This window comes from Candidatus Binatia bacterium, from assembly GCA_023150935.1.
Classification (GTDB): domain Bacteria; phylum Desulfobacterota; class Binatia; order HRBIN30; family HRBIN30; genus JAKLJW01.
In genome coordinates this window covers 1-13335 of record JAKLJW010000044.1, presented here as the reverse complement: position 1 = coordinate 13335, position 13335 = coordinate 1, and the positions used below count along the sequence as shown (strand labels likewise).

The following is a 13335-nucleotide window of genomic DNA, read 5'->3' as shown; positions in this document are numbered from 1 at the left end:
GGCGCAGAGGGCAGGTATGGGGCGAGAGCGAGTCCGCCGTCTGGTACGGTGTGGGGTGGCGTTGGGGCTGGTGGCGGCGGTGACCGGCGCCGCACTCGCACAACCGGCGCCGCCGGTACAGCCGGCGCGACCGGGTCAGCCGGGTCAGCCGGCGCGGCCGCCACAACCGCCTCCGCAAGCGCCGCCCCCGCCGACAGCGCCGCCGGCTCCGGCCGAAGCCGGCGCCGAGGCTGTCCCGCCGCCGCCGGGCAGCGACGACCAGAAGATCACCATGGACTTCCAGGACGTGGACCTGCAAGTCCTGGTCAAGTTCATCAGCGAGATCACCGGTAAGAACTTCATCGTCGACGAGAAGGTGCGCGGCAAGATTACCATCATCTCACCGGGCAAGATCTCGGTCGACGAGGCCTATCTCGTCTTTCAGTCGGTATTGCAGGTGAAGGGCTTCACGACCGTTCCGAGCGGCGCCATCATCAAGATCGTGCCGACGAAGGAAGCGCGCACGTCAACGCTGGACACGGTACTGCCCGACGATTCCCCGAGCCCGATCGATCAGTACATCACTCGACTGATCGGCCCGCTCAAGTATGTCGATGCCAACAACATGGTGCAGATCCTTCAGCCGCTGGTCTCCCCCGACGGGCTGCTGGCGGCCTACGCGCCGACGAACACGCTCATCGTCATCGATACGGCGGCGCAGACCGATCGTCTCGCTCGGATCCTGCGCCAACTCGACGTCGAGGGCTTCGAGCAGGGGATCGAGGTCGTGCGCCTTAACTACGCGTTTGCCGCCGACATCGCCGCCCTGCTGCAGCAGGTGCTGGAGGGGCCGTCGGGCGGTGGTACGGGGGCTCCCGGCGCACCGGCCACGCAACCCGGGGCGGCTCCCGACGCGCGCATTCGGCGCGGTGCCGCATCCCGTGCACCGGCCGTGGGTGCGACCGGGGGCGGCGGATCGGTCACCGGCGGAACCACGCCGGAGAAGGCCTTCAAGATCATTCCGGACGAACGCACCAACTCGTTGATCCTGCTGGCCGGTCCGCCCGAGATGCGACGGATAAAGGACCTGATCGGCCGCCTCGACGTCCCGCTGCCGCTCGGCACCGGACGCATTCACGTCTACTACCTCAAGTATGCCAACGCGCTCGAGATGGTGTACGTCCTGAACAGTCTGCTGAGCGGGTCCGGTGGCGGTGGATTCGGCGGCATCGGTGGCATTGGCGGACTCGGTGGCGTCGGCGGCTTGCGCAGCGGAGGCTTTGGTGGGAGCCGCGGCGGTGGCGGCGGCTTCGGCGGCAGTTCGCGCGGCGGGTTCGGCGGCACCGGCGGTTTTGGGGGGAGCGGCGGCTTCGGGACCGGCGGCTTCGGTCAGACCGGCTTTGGCGGCGGTTTCGGAGGCGGCGGCTTTGGAACGGGCGGGTTCGGTCAGGGGACGCTGGGCGGACGGCGATCCGGTCTGGGCGGCGGCGGTGTCGGCGGCGTCGGGGGCGGGTCGGTAGGCGCGCAGGGACAGGAGTTCGAGGGTCAGGTCCGCATCACCGCCGACCCGGCGACGAACGCGCTGATCATCAATGCCTCGCCGCAGGATTTCGAGACCATCAAGGATGTGATCCAGAAGCTCGACGTGCGCCGGCGCCAGGTGTACATCGAGGCCATCATTGCCGAGATATCCCTGGAGAAGACGCGCGAGCTCGGCATCGAACTGCAGGGCGCCGTCGACCTGGGCACCGGCGTGGGCATCGGCCGTACCAACTTGGCGGGTAACATCAATGCCATCACCAACCCGGCGAGCTTGCAGGGGATCATTCTCGCCGCGGTCAGCAAACAGACGATCACCATCAACGGAATCACCGTCCCCGCGCAGCAGGCGCTGTTGGTTGCCCTCGAACGCGATGCCGACGCCAACATTCTGTCCGCGCCGACCGTCCTAACCACCGACAACCAGGAAGCGGAAGTCGTCGCCGGTCAGAACGTGCCGTTCGTGGCCAGCCGGTCGACGAGCGACGTCAACCTTGGCAACACGTTCACCACCATCGAACGACGTGACGTCGGCATTACGCTGCGGATCGTTCCCCAGATCTCTGAGGGCGGTTCGGTTCGCCTCGATGTCTTCGAGGAGGTATCGGACGTCATCAGCAACGATCCGGCACTCGGCCCGACAACGACGATCCGGTCGGCGACCACCACCGTGGTGGCGAAAGACGGGCAGACCGTCGTCATCGGTGGCCTGCTGTTCGACAACGCGGTGCGTTCGCAGACGAAGGTGCCGTTTCTGGGCGACATTCCGGTCATCGGCAACTTCTTCCGCTTCAATCGGGTGCAAAACCGCAAGACCAACCTGCTCATCTTCCTGACGCCCCACATCATTCGCAGCGAGAGGGATCAGACCGAGCTGTCGGTCGACGAACGGCAACGCAAGGTGTTCGACGCGCTCGACGAGGGTGGCTGGCGGCCGCCGCCGTGGCCGCCGCTGTACGCGCCGTCGTGGGAGCTGCGGCCATCGATCGAACCCCCGGCGGAGCCGGCGCCGGCACCCCGGGTGAGCCGCCCGTACGCGCCGCCACCGTCGGGAGCGGCGGCGCCGGCCCCCGAGGAGTATGCCGCGCCGCCGGTGCGGACCGACGGTGCCTATCCGCCTCCGGTCTCGGGCGCCGCCGCGCCCCGCGGCGCGACGGCCGGCAACCGCTACGTGCTCGTCGCCACTATCTGGGAAACCGGCATGCCGCCGCGTAGCTTGCGGTCCGACAATGGGCTGCTGCCACTGGCCGTGCCCCTGGGCGGGCCGTTGGATCGTTTGTTCGTGAAGGGCGGCAGCTATCGCTTTGCCAGCGCGGACTACACTGCTACATTGAAGGTGCTCGAGGAGTTCCCCAATCCACAGGACGCATTCCAGGCGTACCCCGAAGGATTGCAGGTGAGCGTCAATCCACCCATATACCTTCACTGGCGTGAGCCCACCGAACCGGACGCCGTCAACGCGGCGAACTGGGCGCCGCTGAACTGAAGTCGAGGCCGCATGGCCGTCGCCGCCGCATCTCTCGAATCCTTTCTCGTCGAGCAGGGCGCCATCTCAGCGGAAACGCTGGAGAAGGCGCGTGAGCGTCTGCGCGACGGCAAGGGTCTTGGCGACGTCTTGCAGGAGATGGGTGCGGTGGATGCGGGGACGTGGGCGCGCGCCCTGGCCACCCACTTCGGTCTGCCCTACGTCGACACCCTGCCGCTGTCCGACGACGGTCCCGCGCTCGAATTGATTCGCAACCTGCCGATCAATTTCGCCAAACGTTATCTGCTCCTTCCGGTCACCACCGCCGACGACGACGCCGTGGTGGTCGCCACCGCCGACCCGGCCAGCATCGGTGCCCTCGACGATGTCCGCCTGCTGTTGCGGCGGCCTATCCGCGTCGTTGTCGCGCCGGCGCCTGTGATCACCGACGCGATCAACCGCATTTACGACCTGGCCTCGGGTTCGGCCCACGAACTCATGGACGGGCTCGACCAGGAACGGCTCGATCTGGTGGCCACCGACCTCGAAGAGCCGCGCGACTTGCTCGAATCCGACGATGAGGCGCCGATCATCCGTCTCGTCAACTCGCTGCTGTTTCAGGCGGTCAAGGACCGCGCCAGCGATATTCACATCGAGCCGTTCGAGCGCGATCTGACCGTCCGATTCCGCATCGACGGCGTGCTCTACGATATCCTCTCCCCGCCGAAACGCTTTCAGCCCGTCATCATCTCGCGCGTCAAGATCATGGCCGGCCTCAACATTGCCGAGAAACGGCTGCCCCAGGACGGCCGCATCCGTATCCGCCTGGCCGGCAAGGACGTCGATATCCGCGTTTCCGTGGTTCCGACGGCATACGGCGAACGTGTGGTGATGCGTTTGCTGGACAAGACCTCGACCGTCTTGCACCTCGAGGAACTCGGCCTGCAGGGTGCGAAACACGAGGCGGTGTCCCGTCTCATCCGCCAGAGCCACGGCATCGTCCTGGTCACGGGTCCGACCGGCAGCGGTAAGACGACGACCCTGTACGCCTGCCTGGCGAAGATCAACACCAGCGACAAGAACATCATCACCATCGAGGACCCGATCGAGTATCAGCTCCACGGTATAGGTCAGATCCAGGTGAACCCGAAGATCGATCTGACCTTCGCCAGCGGCTTGCGCTCGATTCTGCGCCAGGACCCGGACGTCATCATGGTCGGCGAGATCCGCGATACCGAAACCGCCGAGATTGCCATTCAGGCGGCGCTCACCGGACACCTCGTGTTTTCGACCTTGCACACCAACGACTCCTTCGGGGCCATGACCCGGTTGCTCGATATGGGCATCGAGCCGTTTCTGGTCTCGTCGTCGGTGATTGCCGTGATGGCCCAGCGCCTCGTGCGGCGGGTGTGCTCGGCTTGCAGAGAGGCCTACCGGCCGACCCGCGAGGAGCTCGAAGAGGTGGGCCTGACACCGCAACGCGCCGCCGGGCGCGAGATATTCAGGCCGGGACCCGGTTGCCCGCAGTGCAAGAAGACCGGCTATCGCGGCCGCAGCGGCATTCACGAGCTGCTGGTGGTCGACGACGAGATCCGCGGCCTGGTGATGAAGAACTCCGATGCGGCGAGCATCCGTCGAGCCGCGACGGCGCGAGGCATGAACACCCTGCGCGAAGACGGCGCGGAGAAGGTGCTGGCCGGGATCACGACGATCGAGGAGATCCTGCGGGTGACCCAGGAGGATCTGTTCTGAGAACGCATCTGGCGGGGGACGGTGGACCGGGGATCGAATCCGGCGACCCCTCCGGGCGTCCATAGGGACGCGATCGTATGCCGGTTTACGCTTACAAAGGTCTCAACAACTCCGGTCGTGCCGTGTCGGGTATCGTCGATGCCGACAACCCGAAGGGCGCCCGGTTCAAGCTGCGTCGCGACGGCATTTTTCCCACTGACGTCGTCGAACAGGAGCGCGAGGCCCAGAAGGGCGTGGCGGCGGCGGGATTCACGCTCGGACAGCTCTTCGAACGCATCACGCCGCAGGACCTCGCCCTGCTGACCCGCCAGCTCGCGACGCTGGTGGGTGCCGGGCTGCCGCTGGTCGACTGCCTGTCGGCGCTGATCGATCAGGTCGAGAACGCCCGCACCAAGCGCATCCTCTCGCAGGTGCGCGAGCAGGTTACCGAGGGCATGTCGCTTGCCGACGCGCTCAAGGCGCACCCGCGTATCTTCACCGACCTGTACGTGAACATGGTGCGCGCCGGCGAAGCCAGCGGCGCTCTCGACGTCGTCCTGTTGCGGCTCGCCGACTACACCGAGAGCTACGCCGCGCTGCGCGACAAGGTGCGCTCGGCGCTGACCTATCCCGTGCTCATGGCGGTGGTGAGCACCGGCATCCTCTTCTTCCTGCTGTCTTACGTGGTGCCCAAGGTCACCAAGATTTTCAGCGAGAATCAGGCGGCGCTGCCGGTGATGACGACCATCCTGCTCGCCGTCAGCGGCTTCCTGCAGGATTACTGGTGGCTGGTCGTGGGCACCCTGGTCATGGCCGTGATCGCCGTGCGGGTGAGCACCCGCACCCCGGCCGGACGCCTGCGTTACGACCGCTACGTGCTGCGGCTCCCATACGCCGGCAAGGTGATCAAGAAGGTCGCGCTGGCGCGCTTCTCTCGCACCCTGTCGACCCTGCTGAGCAGCGGCATCGCGCTGCTGCAATCGCTCGATATCGTCAAGAACGTCGTCAGCAATACGGTGCTGGCCGCCGCCATCGAAGATGCGCGGGCCAGCATTCGCGAAGGGCAGAGCATCGCCCCGCCGCTGAAGAAGAGCGGCCTCTTTCCCGCCATGCTGATTCATATGATCGCGGTCGGCGAGAAGAGTGGCGAACTGGAGCAGATGCTGGCCAAGGCCGCCGATGCCTACGACAACGAGGTTTCGTCGTCGATTGCCGCCTTTACCAGCATCTTCGAGCCGATGATGATCCTCATCGGCGGGGCGGTCGTGTTGTTCATCGTGCTGGCCATCTTGCTGCCGATTTTCGAGCTCAACCAGCTCGTTCGTTGAACCCCCGGGAGCCACCTGTTACTTATGAAAAAGATGAATGAATTGGAGGGTTTGCCCATGTGGCGTTTGCGAGGAAGCGGGGGTTTCACGCTCATCGAGATCATGGTCGTCGTCTTTATTCTGGGCCTGCTCGTTACGCTGGTGGCGCCGAAGATCATCGGGCGCACCGACGAGGCGCGGCGCACCAAGGCGGCGGCCGACATCAAGGGCATGGAGGAGGCGTTGCACCTGTTCAAACTGGACAACGGCTTCTACCCGTCGAGCGGCGACGGGCTCAACGGCCTGGTGACCAAACCGGCCAATGCGCGCAACTTCAGCCCCGACGGCTACCTCGACAAGGTGCCTCTCGATCCGTGGGGCAACCCGTATGCGTACTTCAGCGACGGGTCCGATTTCGTCATCAAGTCGTACGGCGCCGACGGCCAGGAGGGCGGCGAAGGCAAGAATGCCGATATCGACAACAAGGGCTAAACGCCTTTGGCGGCGGCAGCGCGGGCGGGGCGAGGCGGGATTCACGCTCCTCGAGATCTCGCTGGTCGTCCTCATCCTCGGCGTGATGCTCACCCTGCTCCTGCCCCGACTCCGCGACCCGGGACGGGCCGAACTCGATGCGCAGGCGCGGCGCCTGATGCTCGTGTTCCGGTTGTTGCGCAGCGAGGCGGTGCTCAACGGCTCGGCGTATCGCCTCAACTACGACCTCGATCAGCAGCGCTATTGGGCGATGCCCCAGGAAGGTGGCGATCTCATGGACTTTGCCAGGGATATGGGATCGTTGGCGCGCGGCACCCAGCTCGTGGCGCCAGTCGGTATTGCCGATGTCGTACTGCCCACCCTGGTGGGCAAGGTCGCCGAGGGGCAGGTGTACACCGTTTTCTATCCGGACGGCTCGGTCGACCCAACGGTAATCCACCTCGGCAACGGCCGCGAGGCGTACACCCTGTGGCTGAACCCGATGAACGGACGACTCGTTGCCGACCGGGGATACCAGGACGTCGAGTATGCCGGCTGAGCCGGGCCATGGACCGCGCCGGTCGTCTGCCGGCGGGTTCACGCTGCTCGAAGTCATGGTGGCGCTTGCGGTGATCGCCTTCGCCCTGGTGGGCTTGCTCGGCCTGCAGGCGCGCAACGTCAAGATGATCGCCCGCGGCCAGAATCTCACTCGCGCCACGCTGCTCGCCCGTGAACTCATCAGCCAGATTCAGGTGGAGGTGGATACCAGGGGCTTCGACGGTCTTGGCGATTCGCAGGGTGTTTTCGAGGGCTATCCCGGTTACCGCTGGGAGCGCGAAGTGCTGACCACGGGGCTCGACGAACTGCGCGAGGTCATCGTGCGCGTGATCTGGGACGAGCGCACGCCGAATGCCTGCCAGCTCGTTTACTTCGTTCGCGCTCCGATGGTGTGAAGTGTCGCGGCGCGGATTCACCCTGATCGAGGTCCTGGTCGCCACGGCGATTCTGGCGATCATTCTGACGACCGTCTATGGCGTGGTTGCGCGGACATTGCAGGCCAAGAACCGCTCGGAGGCCCGGGCCGACCTGTATGCTGCCGGGCGGGAAGCCATCCTGAAGATGGCCGACGAGGTCGAAGCGGCCTTGCCGCCGGCGCGCGAGGCCGTGTGGTTCTACGGCGTGCCCGGCGAAGGGCGCGTTCCCGCCGACGCGTTTCAGTTCGTGACCGTCGTTCGTCGCCAGCACTCCGCCAACCAGAGCCGTGGCGGACGCGCGCTGGTGTCCTATTCCCTCGATCCGATGCCCGCTACGCCGAACCTGTTTGCGCTGCGCCGGCAGGAGGAAATGGCTAACGCGGACCTCGTGGCCGCGGACCCGACCGACGACGCCGCGTCCGAGGTGCCGACGCCGCCCCCGGTGATCGCGGCCCATCTGCTCGACCGCGTGGCGGGTCTGCGGGTGCGTTATCTGGATCCGGAGACCGGGTCGTGGACCGACTCGTGGGATACGGAACGCGACGTCCGCCCCGGCGATCCGCCGCCGACGTTGCCGGCCGCCGTGGAACTGGTGCTGTTCCTGGCCGACGAAGAGGGCGGCGTGCACGACTTCGGTACGATCGTGGACCTGCCGCTGGCCAATCTCCAGCCCACCCCCGGACCATGACTCCGCTGCGCAACGACCGGGGTATCGCCCTGGTGATCACTCTCCTGGTCGTGGCGATCCTCGCCATTACGGTGCTAGAGTTCGCATTTTCGGTCCACGTCGACGCTCACATGGGACGCAACGCGCTCAATAGCCTCCAGGCCACGCTGTTGGCCCGCTCGGGTATCAACCTCGGCGAGGCCGTGCTGTTGCAGGACGAGGAATCGACCTTCGATTCGCGCTATGTCGAGGACTGGGGCGACGAGGATCTGATCAACAGCCAGTTCATCCTGCCGCCAAACATGCAGTTGAAGGTCAGGATCGTGGACGAGTCCGGCAAGTTGAACATCAACCTCACCCGACCGAACTGGCGCACGGAATGTCGGGACATTGCCGCGCGGCCGCCGGGTCGCGAATACGTCATGTGGCTGGAGGTGCTCGACGCCCTCGACGCTCAGCTTGGCGATGCGATCTACGATTACTGGGTGCGAGCCTGCGAGCAGTACGGCAGCGTTCAGCCGGCCGGTGCGGCGGGGCAGACCCCGCCGTCGGGTAGAACCCCCACGCCGGCGCCGACGCAGGCGGCCAACGCAACCCCCACGGTCGACCCCCTGCAGATCTTCGTCGATTTCCCCTCGCTGGACGATTTCGGGGCGACTCTGGGTATTCCGGCCCGCCGGCTCGAGCAGTTGCGGAAGGTGGTAACGGCACTGCCGACCATGGGCCCGCGTGGGAGCGCGAAGTTCGTGAATGCCAACACCGCCCCGGTCGGCCTGCTCAATGTCATCGTCGAGGACCCCGATCGGCGCAACGACTTGATGACCCGCCGGGAGGAAGCCGGCCTGACCGATCAGCAGGTGCGGCAGATCGCCGGCAGCGGGCAGTCCGGTCAGTCGGGTCAGCAAGGGCAAACGGTGACGATCAATCCGTCGCGGCTGCTCAACGGCACGAGTTCGTTCTTCCTCATCAGGGCGAGCGCGATCGTCAATGCCAGCCCGGTTACCGGTCGTGGCGGGGTGCGACGCTCCGCGTCGATGCTGGTGCAGCGCTCGCTGGCGGCCGGACGCCCGGGCGTTCCCGGCGGTTCGACCGGGGCCACGGGAGCAGGTGCGGCGCCACGCTGGACTTTGAGGCAGCTAGATTGGCAAAAGGAAGGGGGAGCCGCGTTGTTTACCGAGCGCAGCGACGGGGCGCTGGCGGACGACAGCGCACTGGATCCCAACGCGTCCGGGACACGGTGGTAGGTCGGCATGCCGCAACGCATCCTCGCTCTCGAGGTCGACTCGCAGACGCTCAAGGCCGCGGTCGTCGAAACGACGTTCCGCGACTTCCGCGTCGCCGGTTTCTTCGAAGAGGCCGTCGGCGGCGAAGGCGACGGTCTCGCCGAGCACCTCCGCCGCCTGGTCGCGGCAAACTCCCTCGAAGGCGCCACGGTGCTGTCGACGCTGCCGGGAGATCTGGTCTCGGTGCGCACCATGTTCCTGCCCTTCCGGGATCGCAAGCGGCTCGATCAGACCGTGCCCTTCGAGCTTGAAACCCAGGTGCCGTTCGGCCTCGACGAGATCGTCGTCGATTACCAGGTGCTGCAGCGCGACAAGGCCGGGTCGACCGTGCTGGCGGCCCTTGTGCAGCGCAAGGATCTCGATGAACACCTCGGGATGCTGGCGGCGGCGGGCCTCGACCCGAAGGTCGTGGACGTCGCGCCTCTGGCTACCCTCAACGTCCTGTCGCTGGTCGGCGAGGAGCTCCCCGGGACCTACGTCTACGTCGGCGGCAGTATGCGCCGACTGCTCGTGGCGCTCTTCCGAAATCGCCGGCTGGTCGGTGTGCGTACCCTGGTCGCCGGGCCGCCTGCGGCGGCGGCGGGCAACGGCCACGCCGCGGGCACCGAGGACCAGGTTGCCGCCCTGGTGGGTGAAGTTCGCTGGACTCTGCTGGCGCTGAACGAGGCGCCGTTCGACGACGGCCTGCCGTGCCTGGTTGCGGGCGAGGGCTCGGAATTCGAGGCCCTGATGCGTGGTCTGGCTGGACTCGACCTCGACGTGCGCCGCCTCGACGCCGTCCCGCTGCGGAAGGTAGCGGACGCCCAGCGCAGCGCGGTGCCCCGTTTCGTAACTCCGCTCGGTCTTGCATTGCGCGAGGTCGAGCAGGGCGAACGTCTGGGCCTTAACTTCCGCCAGGGCGAGTTCGCCTACCACCGCGGCGAAGACGAGCTGCGCCAGGCCCTCTGGCGCACGGCGTCGCTCGGCATGATTGCCGTCACGCTGCTGCTGCTCAGTCTCTTCATGTCGCACCAGGAGATGGAACGTCGCCTGGCCTCGATTCAGACGCAGATTCGGTTGGTGGTTCAGCAGACGCTGCCCGACGTCAAGCTCGGGCGCGACGAGCGGGCGCAGCTACAGGCCGAGATCGACGCGGCGCAGAAGAAGCTGCAAGTGCTGAGCGGCATTGCACCTTCGGGGGCAACCGCCATCGACGTTCTGCGCACGATGGCGGCGGCGATTCCCGAGACCTTGCGGATCGACGTCGACGAATACGTCATGGACGTCGACGGCGTGCGCCTGAAAGCCCGCACCGACTCGTTCGAGACCGCGGATCAGATCAAACAGAAGCTCGTCGGCACCAGGGCCTTTTCCGACGTCCAGGTCAAGGATATCAAGCAGACAGCCGACGGTTCGGTGGACTTCCGTATCGTGCTGAACCTGGGGAACAAGGAGGACGCGGCGGCCGCCCCGGCACCGCCGCGGCAGCAATGACCTACGACCCGCGTACGTATATCGCCGGCTACATGAACCGCCTGGCGCCGCGCGAGCGGTTGCTGCTCGCGGTGGCCGCCGTCAGCGTCGCGGTCATATCTCTTTACAGCTTCGTGTGGGAACCGCTGCAGAGCGGGTACGAGCTGCTGGAGCGGCGCATCGTTCTGCGCGAAAAAGACCTCGTCGAAGTGCAGCGCCAGCGCGACACGTACCTGCGGCTGTTGCGCGAGCTCGACGCTAACAAGGTCGCGATCTCCGAGGAGGACCCGGAATTCAACATGCTCGCGCATCTGCAGACGGCGATTTCCCAGGTGGTGACGCGGGAGCATATTCAGTCGATGAATCCTTCCACCAAGGCGCGCGGCGACTATCAGGAGCAGCAGGTCGAGATCAAGCTTACGCAATTGAGCCTGCCACATATCGTCGACCTGCTGTACCGCATCGAGAAGGGCGACCACCCGCTGCGCTTCAGTCGCCTGCAACTCAAGAAGCGGCTTAACGACGTGCGGAACTTCGACCTGACGGCGACGGTGTCGTTGCTCGGTGCCGCCCCGGCGACGGGATCGTGATGCGCCTGCCGCGACTGTCGCTGCCCATGCCTCAGCTCTCGTTCGAGTGGCTCGGGGCTCTCGGCAACCGTACCGTGTGGCTGTACGTCGCGTACACGGCGGTGCTGTTCGTAGTGTTCCTGCTCATGACCTTCCCGCACGATATGATCATGCGCCGCGCGCTCGACGTTGTCGGCGGGGGCGGCGACGGAATCCAGTTCACGGGCGCGCGCTTTGCCTGGCACCGAGGTTACGAGCTCGACGGCATTCGCATCGACGGTCCCGACGGCGCCAGCGCACCCCTGCTCGAAGTCAGCCGTTTCTGGGTGCGTCCGTCTCTGCGCGCGCTTCTCCGCGGCAATCCGTACGCGGCCAGCCTGCAGGCGGACCTCTACGGGGGGCGCGCCGAGGGCACCATCGACTATACCGCGGGCACACTTGCCGGCGACCTGAGCTGGCAGGCGGTGGAGATCGGGCGTTACCGCACCATCACGGCGCTGCTCCAGGAAGGGCAGGTGGCGGGCCGGCTGTCGGGCCACGTCGACTTCGAAAGTCGCGGCAACTCGATCGAAGCGGTGCAGGCCGGCGGCGACATCGTGATCGACGGTGCGGCGCTCAGCGGCGTCAAGGTGGAAGGCTTCACCGTCCCCGACCTCGCGCTGAAGCAGGTGCGGTTGAAGTTCGCCCTGCGCGGCGGCCGTTTGGAGGTGACCGAATTGGTGGCGAACGGCGACGCCAATGTGCAGGGCTCCGGACAGGTGGTGCTGCGGCAGCCGATTCAGGACAGCGCGCTCAACCTGCGGGCGACCATTCTGCCAACGGCGACCACGCCCGAGGCCGTGAAGACCCTGATCTCGTTGATTCCCCGGCCGCCGGGGTCCAAGCCGGACGCTCCGCTCACCGTGACCGGGACGCTGATCCGCCCGCGGGTACGGTAGGGATGCGGTGCGCGACGGCACCAGCCCAACGACGGGGGCGAGCTTCGGTACGAAAAGGCAGACCCGGCCGGATGAGAACGGCAAGACGAGGCGACTGCTCGGCCGCGTGACGGCCGCAGGGAGGGTTATGCGGTGATGCCGAACATCCTGCCGCTGGAGTGGACGGTCGTGGCGGCGGCCTTTGTAGTGTTCTGCGCGGTGCCGGCGTTGATGGCGTGGGTAGATGCCCGGCGCCTGCGGCGGGCGGCCGCCGCGACGGCCGAGGCGGCGGCGGTACAGTTGGCGGCGGCAATTGAACTGCCGCCGGCTCCTGTCATGACGTCCGCGCCGTCGATCCCCGAGACCGCCGTTCCCACGGTGTTACGCGCGGCCGCAGAGATCTCGGTTCCGCCGGAGGTGGCGAGTGCCCCGCCGCTGGCGCAGACGCCGGTTGAGACGCCGCCGGTTCCCGATCGCGCGCCGGCGGCGGTCGAGCCCCTGCCCGAACCGGCGGCTGCGCCAGCGGGTTACACGTTCTGTTTGCAAGAGCTGCGGCGCGTACGACTCGACGGGTGGCCGCCGGCGAGTGTCCGGGACGATGCCGAACAGCGGCAACGCTGGGAGGATGGGCAGCGGGCGATGGAGGCCGAACAGGAACGTATCGATACGGTTGCCCTGCGCGCGCCGTTTCCGCCGCAGGCATATTGCTATGCCGGGGCCGAGTTCGGCGCAGATCGGGTCCGAGTTTGCTTCTTACTATTCCCGGGGCTGTGGCCGTCGACGGCTGCGGAAGCGACCGCGACCGCGCTGGTGACGGTCGGCGGGGGCGAAGTGGCCGGCACCGTCGAAGCGGTGGGCCAGGAGCCAGTCGGACTTTCTCGGTAGCGCCCATAACCCGGTGGTCGTCTTGAGGCGATGAACACGCGGTCCCCTCCGCGGGGTCGGGGTCGGAATCGCTATCGGGATCGAGGGACTCGAATC

At 66.6% G+C, this 13335-nt stretch carries 12 protein-coding genes; all 12 read left to right on the top strand.

Translation table 11 applies throughout. The features are described 5' to 3' along the window. Positions 1-16 precede the first annotated feature (16 nt). Positions 17-3004 carry a type II secretion system secretin GspD gene (gene gspD / locus L6Q96_19370; GenBank protein ID MCK6556714.1) on the top strand — a complete coding sequence of 996 codons (2988 nt, stop codon included), beginning with the start codon at positions 17-19 and terminating at the stop codon, positions 3002-3004. Between the two features lie 12 nt (positions 3005-3016). Then, positions 3017-4735 (top strand): type II secretion system ATPase GspE, encoded by a 1719-nt coding sequence (gspE, locus tag L6Q96_19365; GenBank protein ID MCK6556713.1) that lies wholly within the window; start codon positions 3017-3019, stop codon positions 4733-4735. A gap of 77 nt (positions 4736-4812) precedes the next feature. Continuing rightward, the gene (gene gspF, locus L6Q96_19360) at positions 4813-6042 is read left to right on the top strand and encodes a type II secretion system inner membrane protein GspF (GenBank protein MCK6556712.1); all 1230 of its coding nucleotides are present in this window, start codon (positions 4813-4815) and stop codon (positions 6040-6042) included. Between the two features lie 33 nt (positions 6043-6075). Beyond that, positions 6076-6513: a type II secretion system major pseudopilin GspG gene (gene gspG / locus L6Q96_19355; protein ID MCK6556711.1), complete on the top strand. Its 438-nt coding sequence runs from the start codon at positions 6076-6078 to the stop codon at positions 6511-6513. Next, positions 6488-7051 (top strand): GspH/FimT family pseudopilin, encoded by a 564-nt coding sequence (locus L6Q96_19350; GenBank protein MCK6556710.1) that lies wholly within the window; start codon positions 6488-6490, stop codon positions 7049-7051. The genes gspG and L6Q96_19350 overlap by 26 nt, the downstream gene beginning before the upstream one ends. Next, on the top strand, positions 7041-7445 hold the full coding sequence (locus L6Q96_19345) for a prepilin-type N-terminal cleavage/methylation domain-containing protein (GenBank protein ID MCK6556709.1): 405 nt from the start codon (positions 7041-7043) through the stop codon (positions 7443-7445). Before L6Q96_19350 ends, L6Q96_19345 begins: the two co-directional genes overlap by 11 nt. A 1-nt stretch (position 7446) precedes the next feature. Beyond that, positions 7447-8154, top strand: a complete 708-nt coding sequence (locus L6Q96_19340) for a prepilin-type N-terminal cleavage/methylation domain-containing protein (protein ID MCK6556708.1) — start codon at positions 7447-7449, stop codon at positions 8152-8154. Further along, on the top strand, positions 8151-9377 hold the full coding sequence (locus L6Q96_19335) for a type II secretion system protein GspK (protein ID MCK6556707.1): 1227 nt from the start codon (positions 8151-8153) through the stop codon (positions 9375-9377). Before L6Q96_19340 ends, L6Q96_19335 begins: the two co-directional genes overlap by 4 nt. 6 nt (positions 9378-9383) lie before the next feature. Next, positions 9384-10889, top strand: a complete 1506-nt coding sequence (gene pilM, locus L6Q96_19330) for a pilus assembly protein PilM (GenBank protein ID MCK6556706.1) — start codon at positions 9384-9386, stop codon at positions 10887-10889. Further along, positions 10886-11458 (top strand): type II secretion system protein GspM, encoded by a 573-nt coding sequence (gene gspM, locus L6Q96_19325; GenBank protein MCK6556705.1) that lies wholly within the window; start codon positions 10886-10888, stop codon positions 11456-11458. The genes pilM and gspM overlap by 4 nt, the downstream gene beginning before the upstream one ends. Next, positions 11458-12375, top strand: coding sequence for a type II secretion system protein GspN (gene gspN, locus L6Q96_19320; GenBank protein MCK6556704.1), 918 nt, complete (start codon positions 11458-11460; stop codon positions 12373-12375). Before gspM ends, gspN begins: the two co-directional genes overlap by 1 nt. A gap of 132 nt (positions 12376-12507) precedes the next feature. Beyond that, complete coding sequence (locus tag L6Q96_19315; GenBank protein ID MCK6556703.1) at positions 12508-13239, top strand: hypothetical protein; 732 nt, start codon at positions 12508-12510, stop codon at positions 13237-13239. Positions 13240-13335 lie beyond the last annotated feature (96 nt).

Bases quoted from the DNA above. Each gene is read 5' to 3' on its own strand.
- gspD (MCK6556714.1), top strand. From the start codon at position 17: ATGGGGCGAGAGCGAGTCCGCCGTCTGGTACGGTGTGGGGTGGCGTTG.
- gspE (MCK6556713.1), top strand. From the start codon at position 3,017: ATGGCCGTCGCCGCCGCATCTCTCGAATCCTTTCTCGTCGAGCAGGGC.
- gspF (MCK6556712.1), top strand. From the start codon at position 4,813: ATGCCGGTTTACGCTTACAAAGGTCTCAACAACTCCGGTCGTGCCGTG.
- gspG (MCK6556711.1), top strand. From the start codon at position 6,076: ATGAATGAATTGGAGGGTTTGCCCATGTGGCGTTTGCGAGGAAGCGGG.
- L6Q96_19350 (MCK6556710.1), top strand. From the start codon at position 6,488: ATGCCGATATCGACAACAAGGGCTAAACGCCTTTGGCGGCGGCAGCGC.
- L6Q96_19345 (MCK6556709.1), top strand. From the start codon at position 7,041: ATGCCGGCTGAGCCGGGCCATGGACCGCGCCGGTCGTCTGCCGGCGGG.
- L6Q96_19335 (MCK6556707.1), top strand. From the start codon at position 8,151: ATGACTCCGCTGCGCAACGACCGGGGTATCGCCCTGGTGATCACTCTC.
- pilM (MCK6556706.1), top strand. From the start codon at position 9,384: ATGCCGCAACGCATCCTCGCTCTCGAGGTCGACTCGCAGACGCTCAAG.
- gspM (MCK6556705.1), top strand. From the start codon at position 10,886: ATGACCTACGACCCGCGTACGTATATCGCCGGCTACATGAACCGCCTG.
- gspN (MCK6556704.1), top strand. From the start codon at position 11,458: ATGCGCCTGCCGCGACTGTCGCTGCCCATGCCTCAGCTCTCGTTCGAG.